The organism is Providencia sp. PROV004, from assembly GCF_011045615.1.
Lineage (GTDB): Bacteria > Pseudomonadota > Gammaproteobacteria > Enterobacterales > Enterobacteriaceae > Providencia > Providencia rettgeri.
In genome coordinates, this window is sequence record NZ_CP042859.1 from 1,760,510 (window position 1) to 1,778,253 (window position 17,744).

Here is a 17,744-nt window from a genome sequence, read left to right on the forward strand (position 1 = left end):
ATAATAGAACCATAGCAAAAAAATAATGGTTAAAGTATACCCTTTTACTCGAAGAAAGGCATATTGAATATTGATTGTGTTGCAAAAGCAGAGATAATGGCAGAAAGATTAGCTTAAGTAGGCAAATGAGATGGAAATACGAGTCTTTCGGCAAAGTGATTATGAAGACGTCCTGACCTTATGGGAGCGTTGTGCTCTCAATGAATTTTCAGGTGATCCTGAACTCGATATTGAACGCAAATTACAGTGTGGGGCCGACTTATTTTTAGTGGCTGAAGTTGTCGGTGAAGTTGTCGGTACTATTATGGGGGGCTACGATGGCATTCGTGGCACAGCTGTTTATCTTGCTGTTCACCCTGAATATCGCGGTCGTGGTATTGCTAATGCATTAGTGAGTCGACTAGAAAAAAAACTGATAGCCAGAGGCTGCGGAAGAATAGAGTTATTAGTGAGTGAAGAGTCTGATGCGGCTATTTGTATGTTTGAAAAAATGTTGTATGAAGAAGAACAACCTGAACGTTTGATTTATTCGAAAAAATTAACGCACGAAACGGATTTTTAAGTTAATTGACTATTTATTTAACTTTCTATGGGAATGTTTTAGTAAATAGATTGTCACAATATGCATTATGCGACTCATAAAAGAGGATGATATGTCCCAACATGCAAAGTTGAACAGTAATAATGGATTATCGCCGTTGTTGAAGGTTTCTCTACTCTGTGGAGCAGCCTTGTTATCAGGGTGTGCGGGTGTGAAGGTTTTTTCGCCATCGACTTGGTTTAGTGGCCCGTTGGTAGTTTCTAGCTCAGGGCTTGGCCAAGTGACCAGTTTTACACCAATGCAAGCGGATATCATTAAGAAACAGCTTAATGACCGTTATACACTACGCAGCGGTATGCAAATGGAAAGTGGGGATGTGGTCACAGTTTTCCAAGGTATGGATGACAATGAAGTAAAATTAGAAATAGTGGGCCCTGAGCACGGTTATGTCTCACGTATTACGGTGAGTGATCCAAATATCGTCACCGAATGGGGGCCTGAAATTGGTACTGAATTTAGCGAAATTTACCAAAAAGCCTTCGGTATTTGCGGCTTAGGTGAACGAGTCAATGACGTTCCGACTATTGAATGTAATTCACCACAATCAAGTAAAGTGGTTTACCGTTTTACTGGTAAATGGCAAGGGCCAGAAGATTTAATGCCTCCAGATGATGACCTAAAAACATGGCAAATCTCGCAAATTATTTGGCATAAATAGTTTTATTTCATTAATGATATCGCCGGGCCTATTCAGACTGGCGATATCTTCCCACTAATACTTCTTTTTCGTTGTTTTCAAAGAAATTTCCCCTTTCTTAAATTTTCTTTCTTATAATAGACCTGAAACCTATATTCCCTTGCGTTAAAACAAGGTGAACATCATGGCGATAAGATAGGATATTAATATCGTTTTATATAAGAAATAGGTTATATAACATATTCATTTTACGAGGTTTACCGTATGTCTCATTCTCAAAGTGGTATTTTGAAAGAACATAGCCGTTTTGGTATTTTTATTGAAGCGCAAGTGCAAGAGGGATCTCTGGATGAAATTAAGTCTGGATGTAAAAGCTTTGTCGAGGCTTTAACTAAATTACAAGCCCAATACCCAGATGACCGCCTCGGCGCGGTTATCGCGTTTGGCTCTGACATCTGGAAACAGCTCGGTAAGACAAATAGTGCCCCTGAATTGAAACCATTTCGCACGCTAGGTAAAGGACTCGCTCCTGCCACTCAACGGGATATGTTTATTCATATTCAATCACTGCGCCACGATATTAACTTTTCATTAGCACAGGCGGCTTTAAAAGCATTTGGTAAATCTATCTCTGTGGTTGAAGAAATCCATGGCTTCCGTTGGGTAGATGATAGAGATTTAAGTGGTTTTATTGATGGAACCGAAAATCCGCAAGGGGAAGAAATTGCGGAGGTCACATTAATCGAAGACGGTGAAGATAAAGGCGGAAGCTATGTTTTAGTCCAACGCTATGAACACGATTTAAGAAAATGGGATCGTTTTTCGGAACATGAACAAGAAAAAATGATTGGTCGGACGAAAAAAGACAGTATTGAGCTGGACGAAGATGCCCGTAATGTTACCTCTCATGTTTCCCGTGTGGTTATTGAAGAAGAAGGTGAAGAGCTTGAAGTTATGCGTCACAGCTTGCCATATGGAACAGCAAGCGGTAAGCACGGCTTATTCTTTGTGGCTTATTGTGCAAGATTACACAATATCGAACAGCAATTATTAAGTATGTTTGGTGAAAAAGACGGCAAATACGATGATTTGTTGCGAATGACGAAAGCGGTATCGGGCAGTTATTACTATGCTCCATCAATAGAGTCATTGCTGTCTTTATAAGTTTACTCGTCATTCTTTGCGTTACAGCGTTGTTGGCTACGTAAGATTACCCTAGTCACATACTATTGTATGCTCCTAGGGCTAATCTTCCTTGCCGCCTAGCTGTAACACAAATTATTTAGAGTAACTGTTTATACTTAGCAATTTAAACATAATGATTTGTATTTATTCTATTATTATTAGCCCGTTATCATTAATGCCTACTTACTACCTAGTAATGATTTAACTTATAGAATGCTCCTCCATTGAGTAATATTCATATCACTAACTAATTAAAAAATCAGTTAATTTTCCTGCTTATGACGTTCATTTCTTTGTTATTCTAATTTGATATATAAAAAGGTGATTGATAGCTACACAGTTATAACCAAAACATATACAGTGGTTCCAATGTCAGCCATTTGGGTTTAGTTACGAACAGGTGTGGAATGAAAAAATCATTTTTGAAAAAAACGGCACTCGCAAGTTTGGCAACAGTCTCATTACTCGGCAGCTCGCCACTAATTGCAGCTGAACTGCTTAACAGTTCTTATGATATTGCACGTGAACTATTTGTGGCGTTGAACCCATCATTTGAAAAACAGTGGAATGAGGCTCACCCTGACGACAAACTAACGATTAAACAATCACACGCAGGCTCATCAAAGCAAGCCTTAGCGATTTTACAAGGGTTAAAAGCAGATGTGGTGACCTACAACCAAGTCACCGATGTGCAAATTTTGCATGATAAAGGCAATTTGATCCCAGCAGACTGGCAAGCTCGCTTGCCAAATAATAGCTCACCGTATTATTCAACAATGGCGTTTTTAGTTCGTAAAGGAAACCCGAAAGGAATTAAAACGTGGGATGATTTGGTCCGCGAAGATGTCAAATTAATCTTCCCAAATCCAAAGACTTCAGGAAATGGTCGTTATACCTACCTTGCTGCATGGGGGGCTTTTAATCAAGAAAATAAAGGTGATAAAGCGAAAACCCGTGAGCAAATGAAACAGTTTTTGAAAAATGTCGAGGTATTTGATACCGGAGGGCGTGGTGCAACAACGTCATTTATTGAGCGAGAGCTTGGTGACGTCCTGATTAGCTTTGAATCTGAAGTGAATAATATTCGCTCTCAGTATGGTGAATCAGACTATGAAGTTATTGTGCCACCAGTGGATATTTTAGCAGAATTCCCTGTCGCTTGGGTCGACAAAAATGTACAAAAAAATGGGACTGAAGACGTCGCTAAAGCTTACTTAAATTATCTCTATAGCCCACAGGCGCAAGAAATCATCACTCAGTATAATTATCGGGTGAATGATAAAGCGGTAATGAATGCGAATAAGGATAAATTTCCTGAAACTCAGCTGTTTACGGTTGAATCTCAATTTGAGAGCTGGCCAAAAGTGATGGATGTTCATTTCGTCACTGGTGGGGAATTTGACAAATTAATGGCAGAAGGGCGCCGTTAATGAATCGTTCAGGAAAGCGCTTTTTGCCGGGTTTTGGGCTAACGCTAGGTAGCAGTCTGTTCTATACGTGTTTGATTTTGCTATTACCCATGAGTGCATTGGTGATTCAATTATCAGAAATGACATGGCAGCAATACTGGGCCGTCATAAGTTACCCGCAAGTGGTTGCTGCGTATAAAGTGACGTTACTGTCAGCGTTAGTCGCAAGTCTGTTTAATGCGGTATTTGGCATGCTATTAGCTTGGATTTTAACGCGTTATCGCTTTCCTGGGCGTTTGTTTTTAGATGGTTTAGTGGATTTACCCTTTGCATTACCTACCGCTGTGGCGGGGCTAACATTAGCAACCTTATTTGCAACCTCAGGGTGGTATGGGCAATATCTGCACCAGTTTGATATTAAAGTTGTTAATACTTGGCTGGGAATTGCGGTTGCAATGGCATTCACCAGTATTCCGTTTGTTGTGCGTACGGTTCAACCAGTGTTGGAAGAGCTCGGCCCTGAGTACGAAGAAGCTGCTCAGACTCTAGGTGCAAGCCGTTGGCAAACTTTTCGTCGAGTGGTATTACCGGAGCTTTCACCAGCCTTATTAGCCGGAACGGTTTTATCCTTTACACGTAGTTTAGGTGAGTTTGGCGCCATTATATTTATTGCGGGTAATATTGCGTGGCAAACCGAGGTTGTTTCATTAATGATTTTTAGTCAGTTACAACAATTTGATTATCCGGCCGCCAGTGCTGTCGCCTCAGTTATTTTAGCGGTTTCATTGTTACTGTTATTTAGTGTCAATTTAGTACAAAGCCGCTTCGGTAAACGGTTAGGAGGTAAGTAATGGCGCAAATTACCCCCATTCATACTGCTAGCCGTACCCAAATAAACTGGGGGAAATGGCTATTAATAGCGATAGGTTTATTGTTTTCACTTTTACTATTAGTTATTCCAATTGTTTGGATATTTATTACAGCTTTTCAAAAAGGGTTAGATGCTGTTTTACTGAATTTGGCAGACCCTGATATGCTACATGCCATTGGTTTAACAGTATTAATTGCTTTAATTACGGTTCCGGTAAATTTAGTCTTTGGTACCATGATGGCGTGGTTAGTGACGCGATTTCAGTTTCCTGGTCGCCAATTATTACTAACCCTAGTTGATATTCCGTTTGCGGTTTCACCTGTTGTTGCAGGTTTGCTGTACTTACTTTTTTATGGCTCAAACAGTTGGTTGGGTGGATGGCTTGAAGGTTTTGATATCCAACTGATGTTTTCATGGCCAGGTATGGCATTGGTGACTATTTTTGTCACTTGCCCATTTGTGGTACGTGAGTTAGTCCCGCTAATGTTAAGTCAGGGTAGCCAAGAAGATGAAGCGGCGGTTTTACTTGGGGCCTCAGGATGGAAGATGTTTTGGCGTGTGACATTACCTAATATCCGCTGGGCATTGTTGTATGGGGTTGTTCTAACTAACGCTCGCGCGATCGGTGAATTTGGTGCGGTTTCGGTGGTTTCAGGGGCTATTCGAGGTGAAACATACACCTTACCATTGCAAGTTGAATTGTTGCATCAGGATTATAATACGGTGGGCGCATTTACGGCCGCAGGGATCCTCGCACTAATGGCAATTATCACCTTAATTCTTAAAAGTGCATTGCAGTGGCATTTGAGTCGCCAGCAATCTGAATCAGGAGTCCATTAATCATGAGTATTGAAATTGAAAAAATCGGTAAATTATTTGGTAAAACCCAAGTACTTAACGATATTTCACTGGATATTGCATCGGGTGAAATGGTTGCCCTATTAGGGCCTTCCGGTTCAGGAAAAACAACCTTATTGCGGATTATTGCAGGGCTTGAGCAACAAAGTCAGGGGCTATTACGTTTTCATGGTCACGATGTCAGTAAAATCCATGCTAAAGATAGGCATGTTGGCTTTGTATTTCAACACTATGCACTATTTCGCCACATGACAGTGTTTGATAATGTAGCCTTTGGTTTAACTGTCTTACCAAGAAAACAGCGCCCATCCGCTCAGGCTATTAAAGATAAAGTAACAAAATTGCTAGAAATGGTTCAACTCGGTCATTTAGCTTCACGTTACCCTGCACAACTTTCAGGGGGGCAAAAACAGCGAGTGGCATTAGCAAGAGCTTTAGCCGTTGATCCACAAATTTTATTATTGGATGAACCTTTTGGCGCGCTCGACGCACAAGTACGTATTGAATTACGCCGTTGGTTACGTCAATTACATGATGAATTAAAATTTACCAGTGTTTTTGTGACTCATGACCAAGAAGAAGCCATGGAAGTTGCAGACAGAGTGGTGGTGATGAGCCAAGGTCATATCGAGCAAGTTGGCACACCGAGTGATATATGGCAGCGCCCAGAAACACGATTTGTCCTTGAATTTATGGGGGAAGTCAACCAAATCTCTGCCCATATCAAAGGTTCAACATTAAATATCGGTGGCTATGACTTTCCACTGAACCACACTAGTGTTCAACAAGGAGAAGTCGACGTATTTTTACGTCCTTGGGATATCTCATTACAAGCTGAAGTGGATGAGCAGCACCGTTTACCTGTAAGGGTCACGGAATCGGGGCCAAGAGGGCATTTTTGGCAATTAACCGTTCAACCGTTAGGTTGGGGAAAAGAGCCGTTGTCAGTGATTTGGCAGTCTGAGAAAACAATACCCACTCGAGGTGAACGTTACTTTTTAGGTAGCCAGCAGGCAAAGATTTATCAAGGTGATCAGGCGTTAATTTTTCCACAACTCGCTGAAAGTGCATGAATATAAAATTCAATAATTTATAACACTAATAAATATATTATTGGTGTTACCTTCTCTATTACTTTCTAGGTATATTCCCGATGATTAGACTTTATATTAAAAATATTAAGTCTAATCTCTCTATGTTTAATTTTCGCATAACCATTTGATATCAAATAATTAATTATTATATTTTTATGGGAAATATAACTGGCAATTCTATAAACTTATTGTAATATAATATATCAATTAGCTATATCAGAAATGGTAATTAAGATAATCTATTTTTCTAATATTAATGTGAAGAGATTTCAATTTTTACATTTCAATATTGGGGTAATATCTTATCTCTATTCTTTCTTATTTATATATAAAAATTATAAGGATGGTAAAGTGTCGGCTCTGGAACAGTTTATCGGTAATACCCCATTAGTAAAACTTCAGCGTTTAACACAAGGGATTGAAGCTGAAATTTGGGTAAAACTTGAAGGCAATAACCCCGCGGGTTCAGTGAAAGATCGTGCGGCATTTTCAATGATTAATGAAGCGCAATTACGGGGTGAAATTAAGCCAGGCGATACGCTAATTGAAGCGACTAGCGGTAATACCGGTATCGCCCTCGCGATGATAGCCGCAGTAAAAGGCTACAAATTAAAATTACTCATGCCAGATAACATGAGTAAAGAGCGACAAGCCTCTATGCAAGCTTATGGTGCAGAACTTATCTTAGTAAGTACGGCTGTCGGTATGGAAGGTGCACGGGATCTCGCTAAAGAAATGGAGCAGCGAGGAGAGGGGAAAGTTTTAGACCAATTTAATAACCCTGATAACCCATTAGCCCATTTTAAAACAACGGGTCCTGAAATTTGGCAGCAAACTCACGGCGCAATTACCCATTTTGTGTCGAGTATGGGAACCACGGGGACCATTACAGGGGTTAGCCGCTATTTAAAATCCCAGTCAGCGGACGTGCACATTGTTGGCTTACAACCTGCTGAAAAAAGCCAAATTCCGGGTATTAGGCGCTGGTCACCGGGTTACTTGCCCGGCATCTTCGATAGCTCATTAGTTGATAGCGTACTGGACATCAACCAGCAAGAAGCCGAAGAAACCATGAGAGCCTTAGCGAAGGTTGAAGGTATCTTTTGTGGTGTGAGCTCAGGTGGAGCGGTTGCCGGTGCTTTAAAAGTGGCTCAAGCTAACCCAGGAGCGGTGATTGTGGCAGTCATTTGCGACCGAGGAGACCGATATTTATCAACAGGTGTATTTAATGAGTGAGATAATTTAATTGCCACTGGCGTGCAATAAAGTACCCCATCAATGAAAAACCATCAGGCAAGCCTGATGGTTTAAACTAAATATGGGTAGTTGAGTTATTTCTTAATACGCATGACGACAGTTTCACCCACTGTCACTGAGCCCGTCAGTTTGTTTAGCTCTTTGATTTCGTCCATATTAGAAATGACAACCGGAGTTAGAACCGATTTTGCTTTCTCTTCTAATAGTGCTAAATCAAACTCAATGATTAAATCACCTTTTTTCACTGCTTGACCTTCTTCGGCGATGCGTTTAAAACCCTCACCTTTAAGCTCAACAGTATCAATACCGAAGTGAACAAATAGTTCTATGCCATCATCTGATTCAATAGAAAACGCATGGTTAGTTTCAAAGATTTTACCAATTGTACCGTCTACAGGGGCAACGATTTTGTTACCTGCGGGTTTAATCGCAATACCGTCACCTACAATTTTTTCTGCGAACACAACGTCTGGAACATCTTCAATATTGACTATTTCACCCGATAAAGGCGCGATAATCTCAATACTGCCACTGCTACTTTTGTCTTCCGAAACGAGTGATTTCAGTTTGTCAAACAGACCCATGGACCTTCTCCTAATCGTTTTATATGGGACCGAACTAATGTGCTGTTCTTAGCATAACGTTTTTTCTTGGATAAAGGTATCTACAAGTTTCATCAATTCATCCGCTGTTGGTTGAGCAAGTGCTTGTTCAGCCAAAGCTTGAGTATCAGTAAAGCTCGCATTGCGAATTAGCTTTTTGATACGTGGAATTGAAATTGCGCTCATACTAAATTCATCCAGCCCCATGCCAAGTAGCAATAAGGTTGCACGCTCATCTCCAGCTAACTCCCCACACATCCCAGTCCATTTACCTTCAGCGTGTGATGCATCGATCACTTGCTTAATTAAGTTTAGGACAGCAGGTGACATCGGGTTGTAAAGATGAGAAATCAGTTCATTACCACGGTCGACCGCTAAAGTGTATTGAGTGAGATCGTTCGTCCCAATACTAAAGAAATCAACTTCTTTTGCCAAATGGCGAGCAATAACAGCAGCTGCTGGCGTTTCAACCATCACACCGACTTCAATTGACTCGTCAAAAGCCTTACCTTCTTCACGTAACTGAGCTTTTAGCATTTCTAGCTCTGCTTTTAGTTCACGAACTTCTTCAACGGAAATGACCATTGGGAACATAATACGCAGTTTACCAAATTTAGAGGCTCTTAAAATAGCTCTTAATTGTGAGTGTAAGATTTCTTTGCGATCAAGACAAATACGAATTGCACGCCAGCCGAGGAATGGGTTCTCTTCTTTCGGTAAATTCATGTATGGCAGGTCTTTATCACCGCCGATATCCATAGTGCGGACAATAACGGCTTGGCTGCCCATCGCTTCTGCAACTGCTTTATATGCCTGGAATTGTTCTTCTTCAGTAGGAAGAGAGTCTCTATCCATGAATAAAAATTCAGTACGATAGAGGCCAACGCCTTCTGCGCCATTGCGTTCTGCTCCGGCAACATCACGCACGGTACCAATGTTGGCACAAACTTCAACTTGATGACCATCAAGGGTGATAGCTGGCAAATCTTTTAATTTTGCGAGCTCTTCTTTTTCTTGAAGATATTCATCACGGAAGGCTTTCAGTTTGTCAATTTCGGTTTCAGATGGGTTCAAGTGGATAGTGTTGTTGACACCATCTAACACAATGAAATCGCCATTTTTAATTTTACTGGTGGCATCGCTCGTACCGACAATGGCAGGTAACTCAAGGGAACGCGCCATAATTGAGGTATGCGATGTACGGCCACCTAAATCAGTAATAAACCCTAATACTTTATCTAAATTCAGCTGGGCGGTTTCTGAAGGGGTTAAATCCGCAGCGACTAAAATAACTTCTTCGCTGATTGCACTTAAATCAACGATAGGAATATTTAAGATGTTTTTTAATAAACGTTTACCAATATCGCGTACGTCAGCGGCACGCTCTTTAAGGTATTCATCGTCAAGAGATTCAAGTGCTTGGGCTTGGTCTTCAATAACGGAATATGCAGCTGCATCAGCAGTTTTTTTATCACCTTTGATTAAAGAGACAATTTCTTGTTCCAGCTCTTCATCTTCCAGCAGCATGATATGACCTTCAAAAATCTCAGCTTTTTCGGCTCCAAGATTTTTTTCGGCTTTCTCTTTAATCAAATTGAGTTGTTCGGCTGATTTGTTACGACCCTCAATAAAACGAGCGATTTCTTTATCAACCTGATCGTCAGCGATTTTTTTTGTGCTAACAACGATAGGATCTTCTTTGAGGATTAAAGCCTGACCAAAAGCAAAACCCGGGGATACTAAAATTCCTGAAATCATAATATTACCTTACTGCTGCTAGTGCTGGGAGTTCTGATGTTGCAGAGACGACAATAAATATAGCTGATTATACAAATGTCCCCGAATGAGATCACTCAGGGACATTGAATGAAATCAGTAAACGCTATATTCGTGCGAAATTATTCTAATTCGCCCATCAGTTTAACTAAATGCTCAACGGCTTCTTTTTCATCTTCGCCTTCAGCTGAAATTGTCACTACTGTGCCTTGTGTTAGGCCTAAGGTTTGTAATTTAAACAAACTTTTCGCACTAGCGGATTTACCACCAGAGATTAAAGAAATATCGGAAGAGAATGCTTTTGCTTCTTTTACGAATTGAGCTGCAGGACGAGTATGTAGACCATTTGGTGCCGTAATAGTAACTTCTTGCTGAAACATAGTATTTCCTCAATAACTTTCGTTTTTTTAATTACCCAGCCAATTGTAGATGAAATAGACTAGGTTTGCGTATAAGTTAGATTATTAACTTGAAAAAAGGTTTCCTACTTTGTGCGGTATCAACCCTTTTTCTGCTTTTCTTGCGAACTCGTGACTTTTTCTCGTTGGCAAATTATTTTACTTGGCCTAGAGGTTGGCTAAAAAGTGATTAATTTCGAGGTGCAAAATAATTACTATGTTTAATACTAAACCCCGAATTAGAAATCATCTCCATCCGTGCTAAAGTTTGATCCATGCCACAAAAAAAGCACCATTTAGGTGCTTTTTTAACGATATTGTAACGAAATTATGTTATTCAGCGGAAATGTCAGCAAACAGGACAGTTGACAGATAACGCTCACCTGAAGAAGGTAAAATAACGACAATATTTTTACCTTTATAAGCAGGGTCAGCGGCAATCTTAGTGGCAGCAGCAATTGCTGCACCTGATGAAATCCCTGCGAGAATACCTTCTTTTTCCATCAGTTCGCGTGCGGTTTTAATCGCTTCGTCATCACTGATTTGAATGACTTTATCAAGCAATTTTAAATCTAAGTTACCTGGAATAAACCCAGCGCCGATCCCTTGTATTTTGTGAGGACCCGGCTTAATTTCTTCGCCCGCCAAAGCTTGGGTAATGACAGGAGATGTTTCGGGTTCAACAGCGACGATAGTCACATCTTTACCTTTGGTATTTTTCAGATACTTTGCAATACCGGTAATTGTCCCACCCGTACCGACACCTGCGACTACAACATCTACATTGCCATCGGTATCTTCCCAAATTTCAGGCCCTGTGGTTTTTTCATGAATTTCAGGGTTTGCTGGGTTATTAAACTGTTGAAGTAATAGGTATTTTTTAGGGTTACTATTCACTATCTCTTCAGCTTTAGCTATCGCACCTTTCATGCCTTTTGCACCCTCGGTTAAAACGAGGTTGGCACCCAATGCTTTGAGCAGTTTACGGCGTTCAATGCTCATAGTTTCAGGCATGGTTAACGTCAATTTATAACCTCTTGCCGCAGCCACATAGGCTAAAGCGATACCCGTATTACCACTGGTTGGCTCAACTAATTCTTTGTCTTTGTTGAGGATACCTTTTTTTTCTGCATCCCAAATCATGTTCGCACCAATACGGCACTTAACACTGAAGCTTGGGTTGCGAGATTCCACTTTTGCTAAAATATTGCCATTACCAAAATGCTTTAAACGGACAAGAGGGGTGTGGCCAATGGTCAACGAGTTATCATCATAAATTTTGCTCATGGGATATCCTTAAAATCGGTTAGCCGGTAATGTAATCGGTATTAATAAAAAAATAATGAGATGGATTCAACATACGTTAAGAACAAATTAATGCAAATATGATTTGAGTATAAGCTTATAACGTAATGCTATTTTAGATCCAATTGTTCTAAGAAATTTCGCTGAAAAGAAGTGAAGTATTCGATAAGAGAAAGGCGCAGGCGATAAGCCTGCGCAATAATTGGTATACAATAATTGATAAAATTAGTAACGTGCGTAACGCTCACGATACCGGTCAACCCACATCAATGTTGCACCACAGACAGCAACAGGCATGATCACTAAGTTGACAAAAGGCACCATCATTAACAGGCTAACGACACCACCAAATTGAACATTTCTCATTCGTTCTTTGGCAAGTGCTTGCTTCATTTCACTGAAACCAACACGATGGTTATCAAACGGATAATCGCAATATTGAATTGACATCATCCAAGCACCAAATAAAAACCACAGTACCGGAGCGACAGTTTGGCCAATACCAGGTATGAAAAATAGGATTAATAACCCAATAGCGCGAGGCAAGTAGTAACCGATTCGGACAAACTCGCGTTTTATCATACGAGGAACATCTTTTAATAACTCAGCCACACCCGTATCTGGCGATGGTTTACCCGTTAGCTCAGCTTCGAGTTTCTCTGATAGCCAACCGTTAAAAGGCGCCGCGATAATATTAGCAACCGTACTAAAGAAATAGGTAAATACGAGCAGTATTGAGATAACGGCGATTGGCCAAATAACATAGTCGAGCCATTGTAGCCAGTCAGGAACGTAACTCATCACTTGGTTTATCCAGCCACCAAGCTTGGTATATAACCACCAAAATGCGCCGCCTAAGAATAAAATATTGGCTAATAGGGGCAAAATAACAAAACGTTTAATACCGGGACGAGTGATTAATCTCCACCCTTGTGTAAAATAATAAAAACCGGAATGGTCTTTTTGTGTCGAAAATGTCGATTGGGTCATACTTCTTGTTCTCTCCTTTTCGGTTGACCATGTATCATATAGATATGAAATTAGGCTGACTAGCCATTATTCGCTTAAAAAAGCAGCAAATGAAAGCGGAATATTCTCTTTCTTGTAAGAAAATCGTTCTGGGGGTTGCACTTAGAGCAATTGAGAAATAATCTTAGGGTAGTTTCCGCCGTATTGGCATTATCATTCATCAACTAGAGATAGCAGCGATGCAGGATTTGCGTCTGATATTAGTGGTCGTAGGTGCGATAGCGATTGTCGCTTTATTACTGCATGGTTTATGGACCAGCCGTAAAGAGCGCTCAAAGTTATTTCGCGATAGACCCGTAAAACGTAGAAAAAACGATATGCAAGAGAATTCATCAGAATATGATGATTCCGCATTATTTACTGAAAATCAACCTATTCAGCAAGCGCCTGTTCACCCCGCTGCGACTGAGCCTGTATATCCGGTAAAAAATGAGTCTCCAGTTGAACCTAATATACAGCCACAGGCATCGGTTGAACCTGACATTATTATGAATATGGAGCCAGAGGCTAAATCGCCAGTTCATAATGAGCCTACGATGCACCAACGTACTGAACCTGTTCATGTACCTGAGCAACTCACCATTAATATGAGTGAGGAAGTGGCTATTGAGCCAGAAGTTCGTACTCAGCCAGTCATTGGTACTGCCGCTGAGCCGCATATTGATTCAACTAAATTGAGCGAAGAGCCTCAGCCGAGTACCTATGAACAAGAGACGCAGCATATTGAGAAGAAAGCTGAGCCGCAGGAAAATTCTGCTACAACAAGTAGCAAGGAGACAGTCCTGGTACTTCACGTAGCCGCTCTTCAAGGACAAGAACTTCAAGGTGAATTGTTACTGCAGAGTATTTTACAAGCCGGTTTCCAATTTGGGGAAATGAAAATATTCCACCGTCATGTGAATCCGTCTGGTACAGGGCCTGTGCTGTTTAGCTTAGCTAACATGGTAAAGCCGGGCTCATTTGACCCTGAGACAATGGCGGACTTTACCACCCCAGGGGTTTCCATGTTTATGATGGTACCGTCTTACGGTGATGCAGGGCAAAATTTCAAACTGATGTTGCAAGCGGCTCAACGTATCGCATCAGATGCGGGAGGGGTTGTTCTTGATGACGAACGCAAAATGCTGACACCTCAAAAAATAGAGGTGTATCATGCACGAATTAGAAACACACTAAGTTAAGTAAACATTGAACAAAACCCCCATTAATTGGGGGTTTTTTATCTGTATGAGTGAATCATGACTACCAAACAAGAAATAGACGAATTAAAAAAGCAGTTACGTCATCATGAATATCAGTACCATGTATTAGATGCGCCTGAAATTCCAGACGTGGAATATGACAAGTTAATGCAACGTCTAAAAGAGATAGAGGCGCAGCATCCTGAACTTGTCACCAGTGATTCACCGACTCAACGTGTTGGTGCTGCACCATTAGCTGCGTTTGATACCGTACGCCATGAAATTCCTATGTTGTCGCTAGATAACGTTTTTGATGAAGAAAGCTATCTTGCGTTTGATAAGCGAGTCAGGGATCGCTTGAAAAATCATCAAGAACTGACTTTTTGTTGTGAGCTCAAGTTAGATGGGTTAGCGGTCAGTTTGCTGTATGAAAACGGTGAGCTAGTACAGGCCGCGACTCGGGGCGATGGAACCGTAGGCGAAAATATTACTGCGAATGTTCGAACCATTCGTGCTATCCCATTGCGTTTAACGGGAAGCAATATTCCTGATCGCGTTGAGATCCGTGGGGAAGTTTTTATGCCCCAAAAAGGCTTTGAAGCGCTTAATGAGCAAGCACGCAAAACGGATGGCAAAGTCTTTGCAAACCCACGTAATGCAGCAGCAGGTTCTTTACGCCAATTAGACCCACGTATTACCGCCAAAAGGCCGCTTACTTTTTATTGTTATGGTGTGGGGCTTGTGGAAGGAGGCTCTTTACCGGATACACATTATGACCGTTTAATGCAATTCAAGGCATGGGGTTTACCGGTTAGTGATTATGTTCAATTACGTGTTGGTCATCAGGCAGTATTGGATTTTTACCATGAAATTGAGCAAGTTCGACCTGACCTTGGCTTTGATATCGATGGTGTGGTTATTAAGGTTAACTCGATTGCGATTCAAGAAGAGTTAGGGTTTGTTTCTCGAGCACCTCGCTGGGCGACCGCATTTAAATTTCCAGCGCAAGAACAAGTGACATTATTAAAAGATGTTGAATTTCAAGTCGGGCGTACCGGGGCTATCACGCCTGTCGCGCGTTTAGAGCCCGTGCAAGTTGCAGGCGTCGTTGTCAGCAATGCGACTTTACACAATGCCGATGAAATCGAACGCCTTGGTGTGCATATTGGTGACAAGGTTATTATTCGTCGAGCCGGAGATGTTATTCCGCAAATCGTCAGTGTTGTGGTTGATAACCGCCCTGCAGATAGCCGGGAAATTGTTTTTCCAACTCATTGCCCAGTATGTGGCTCTGATATCGAACGAATCGAAGGCGAAGCGGTAGCGCGCTGTACAGGTGGGCTTATTTGTGGGGCACAACGCAAAGAAGCACTGAAACATTTTGTCTCACGCAGAGCAATGGACGTCGATGGCATGGGCGATAAAATTATCGACCAATTAGTTGAAAAAGAGTATGTCAAAACGCCGGCAGATTTATATCAATTAAGTGCGGGTATCTTAACAGGCTTGGATAGAATGGGGCCGAAATCGGCACAAAATCTGGTTGATGCACTCAATAAGTCTAAACAAACGACGTTAGCTCGTTTTATTTATGCCCTTGGAATTCGTGAAGTTGGTGAAGCAACGGCGGCAAACTTAGCCGCGCATTACACCACACTTGAAGCCGTGATGGCGGCAGATGAAGAGTCACTAAAAACGGTTCAAGATATTGGTCATGTGGTCGCGAAGCATGTGGTCAATTTTTTCCGCGAACCTCATAACCAAGCGGTGATTGAAGATTTACTGACTAAGGCAAATATTCATTGGCCTGAAGTAAAAGTCGTCAACAGTGCAGAAATTGATAGCCCATTTGCAGGTAAAACGGTAGTGCTAACAGGGTCAATGAGTATCTTGACGCGTGATGAAGCCAAAGACAAATTAGTCGCTTTAGGTGCAAAGGTTTCAGGAAGCGTCTCTAAAAAAACAGATTTGGTGATTGCTGGTGAGGCTGCAGGTTCTAAATTAGCGAAAGCAAATGAACTTGGCATACGTGTTATAGATGAAAATGAATTGATTCGTTTGCTGAATATTCAATAGTGAACTATATTCAATTTGGCTTAGTTGCCTACAATCTCTGTAGGCAACAATTTTGTACGCAGGTTGTTGTAAGTCTTAACTTAAATTCTCAGTAAAATTTCTGTGCAAAAAAAGCGAATACTAGGATTTGTTATAGTTGAAACGTGATCCCCTTCTTCTTTTTGCAAAATACACCTAGTAAGCTTTCATATTAATGTGACCTCCGTCTCATTTAAATGTTGTCTATTACATAGAATATGCACATAGACTGATTCTTAAATTTGTTGGAGTCGCATATGACCTCGATCCTGCATTTCGTTTTATCTTTAGTAGTAATAGCTGCTCTTGCTATTTTAGCCAGTAGTAACCGTAGAGGGATCCGCCCTCGCTATGTTGTTCAACTACTGGTTATTCAAATTGCATTAGCTTATCTGTTCTTAAAATCGAATATTGGCGAATCATTTGTTCTTGGTGTGGCAGGGGTATTTACCCACTTGCTAGGCTATGCAGCAGAAGGGACCAAATTTATTTTTGGCGGTATGATTGAAGGCAACTTAGCGTTCTTCTTCTTACAAGTATTATGCCCAATCATCTTTATTTCTGCATTGATCGGGATCTTACAGCACGTCAAAATTCTTCCTATCGTGATCCGTATCATCGGTACCGTGCTATCGAAAGTGAATGGTATGGGGAAATTGGAGTCATTTAACGCAGTCAGCTCATTGTTATTGGGTCAGTCAGAAAACTTTATTGCGTATAAAGACCAATTGAACCGGATGTCAGACCGCAGAATGTACACCATGGCCGCAACAGCCATGTCAACGGTATCTATGTCTATCGTTGGGGCATACATGACCATGTTAGAGCCACGTTTCGTGGTCGCTGCATTGGTTCTGAATATGTTTGGTACTTTCGTTATACTCTCACTGATTAACCCGTATCCACCGGAAGGTGAAGAAGATATTCAAATGAGCAACCTGCATGAAGGGCAAAGCTTCTTTGAAATGTTAGGTGAATATATTCTTGCTGGGTTTAAAGTAGCGATTATCGTTTCAGCGATGTTAATTGGTTTTATTGCCCTCATTGCGATGATTAACGGTATTTTCTCAGCCGTATTCGGTATCGACTTCCAAACCATGTTAGGTTACGTGTTCTATCCGTTTGCGTGGATACTTGGTATTCCTGCTGATGAAGCCTTACAGGTTGGCGGAATTATGGCAGTGAAAATGGTAACAAATGAATTCGTTGCGATGGACGGCTTACAAGCGATTGCTGGTGGGTTATCTGAGCGCTCTGTTGGTATCTTATCTGTATTCTTAGTTTCTTTCGCTAACTTCTCATCCATCGGTATTATTGCGGGTGCGATTAAAGGCTTAGATGAGAAACAAGGTAATACCGTGGCTCGCTTCGGTTTGAAATTACTGTACGGTTCAACCTTAGTTAGCTTCTTATCTGCAGCCGTTGTCGGGTTAGTTTTGTAATCCAC

General features: G+C 41.1%; 16 protein-coding genes. 11 read left to right on the forward strand and 5 right to left on the reverse strand.

The window, feature by feature from the left end:
• Positions 1–130: 130 nt before the first annotated feature.
• The 8 genes from FVA69_RS07620 (at position 131) to cysM (ending at position 7,891) form a co-directional block, all read left to right on the forward strand.
• Complete coding sequence (locus tag FVA69_RS07620) at positions 131–562, forward strand: GNAT family acetyltransferase (RefSeq protein WP_164528627.1); 432 nt, start codon at positions 131–133, stop codon at positions 560–562.
• 91 nt (positions 563–653) lie between these two features.
• Positions 654–1,259: an RpoE-regulated lipoprotein gene (locus FVA69_RS07625; RefSeq protein ID WP_117162423.1), complete on the forward strand. Its 606-nt coding sequence runs from the start codon at positions 654–656 to the stop codon at positions 1,257–1,259.
• 243 nt (positions 1,260–1,502) lie between these two features.
• Positions 1,503–2,402 carry a Dyp-type peroxidase gene (locus FVA69_RS07630; protein WP_109911485.1) on the forward strand — a complete coding sequence of 300 codons (900 nt, stop codon included), beginning with the start codon at positions 1,503–1,505 and terminating at the stop codon, positions 2,400–2,402.
• A gap of 428 nt (positions 2,403–2,830) precedes the next feature.
• Entirely contained in the window at positions 2,831–3,853 is a 1,023-nt protein-coding gene (locus FVA69_RS07635) for a sulfate ABC transporter substrate-binding protein (RefSeq protein WP_109911486.1), read from the forward strand.
• Complete coding sequence (gene cysT / locus FVA69_RS07640) at positions 3,853–4,683, forward strand: sulfate/thiosulfate ABC transporter permease CysT (protein ID WP_004912608.1); 831 nt, start codon at positions 3,853–3,855, stop codon at positions 4,681–4,683. Before FVA69_RS07635 ends, cysT begins: the two co-directional genes overlap by 1 nt.
• Positions 4,683–5,543, forward strand: coding sequence for a sulfate/thiosulfate ABC transporter permease CysW (gene cysW / locus FVA69_RS07645; RefSeq protein WP_117162422.1), 861 nt, complete (start codon positions 4,683–4,685; stop codon positions 5,541–5,543). The genes cysT and cysW overlap by 1 nt, the downstream gene beginning before the upstream one ends.
• A gap of 2 nt (positions 5,544–5,545) precedes the next feature.
• Positions 5,546–6,634: a sulfate/thiosulfate ABC transporter ATP-binding protein CysA gene (gene cysA, locus FVA69_RS07650; RefSeq protein WP_109911488.1), complete on the forward strand. Its 1,089-nt coding sequence runs from the start codon at positions 5,546–5,548 to the stop codon at positions 6,632–6,634.
• 372 nt (positions 6,635–7,006) lie between these two features.
• Entirely contained in the window at positions 7,007–7,891 is an 885-nt protein-coding gene (cysM, locus tag FVA69_RS07655; RefSeq protein WP_117162421.1) for a cysteine synthase CysM, read from the forward strand.
• Positions 7,892–7,986: 95 nt separating this feature from the next.
• On the opposite strand, the gene crr is transcribed toward cysM, so the two are convergent.
• From crr to cysZ, 5 genes are all read right to left on the reverse strand, one after another.
• Positions 7,987–8,496, reverse strand: a complete 510-nt coding sequence (crr, locus tag FVA69_RS07660) for a PTS glucose transporter subunit IIA (RefSeq protein WP_004912598.1) — start codon at positions 8,494–8,496, stop codon at positions 7,987–7,989.
• 48 nt (positions 8,497–8,544) lie between these two features.
• Positions 8,545–10,272: a phosphoenolpyruvate-protein phosphotransferase PtsI gene (ptsI, locus tag FVA69_RS07665; RefSeq protein WP_004912596.1), complete on the reverse strand. Its 1,728-nt coding sequence runs from the start codon at positions 10,270–10,272 to the stop codon at positions 8,545–8,547.
• Positions 10,273–10,412: 140 nt separating this feature from the next.
• A complete protein-coding gene (gene ptsH / locus FVA69_RS07670; protein WP_004264876.1) occupies positions 10,413–10,670 on the reverse strand; it encodes a phosphocarrier protein Hpr in 258 nt (85 codons plus the stop codon).
• Between the two features lie 351 nt (positions 10,671–11,021).
• Positions 11,022–11,975, reverse strand: coding sequence for a cysteine synthase A (cysK, locus tag FVA69_RS07675; protein ID WP_004912592.1), 954 nt, complete (start codon positions 11,973–11,975; stop codon positions 11,022–11,024).
• A 243-nt stretch (positions 11,976–12,218) separates the two neighbouring features.
• The gene (gene cysZ, locus FVA69_RS07680; protein WP_109911490.1) at positions 12,219–12,983 is read right to left on the reverse strand and encodes a sulfate transporter CysZ; all 765 of its coding nucleotides are present in this window, start codon (positions 12,981–12,983) and stop codon (positions 12,219–12,221) included.
• Between the two features lie 218 nt (positions 12,984–13,201).
• On the opposite strand from cysZ, the gene zipA reads away from it, so the two are divergent.
• From zipA to FVA69_RS07695, 3 genes are all read left to right on the forward strand, one after another.
• The gene (zipA, locus tag FVA69_RS07685; RefSeq protein ID WP_164528628.1) at positions 13,202–14,203 is read left to right on the forward strand and encodes a cell division protein ZipA; all 1,002 of its coding nucleotides are present in this window, start codon (positions 13,202–13,204) and stop codon (positions 14,201–14,203) included.
• 57 nt (positions 14,204–14,260) lie between these two features.
• Positions 14,261–16,279 (forward strand): NAD-dependent DNA ligase LigA, encoded by a 2,019-nt coding sequence (gene ligA / locus FVA69_RS07690; RefSeq protein WP_123382561.1) that lies wholly within the window; start codon positions 14,261–14,263, stop codon positions 16,277–16,279.
• Between the two features lie 275 nt (positions 16,280–16,554).
• On the forward strand, positions 16,555–17,739 hold the full coding sequence (locus FVA69_RS07695) for a NupC/NupG family nucleoside CNT transporter (protein WP_004912578.1): 1,185 nt from the start codon (positions 16,555–16,557) through the stop codon (positions 17,737–17,739).
• The last annotated feature ends 5 nt before the right edge of the window (positions 17,740–17,744 follow it).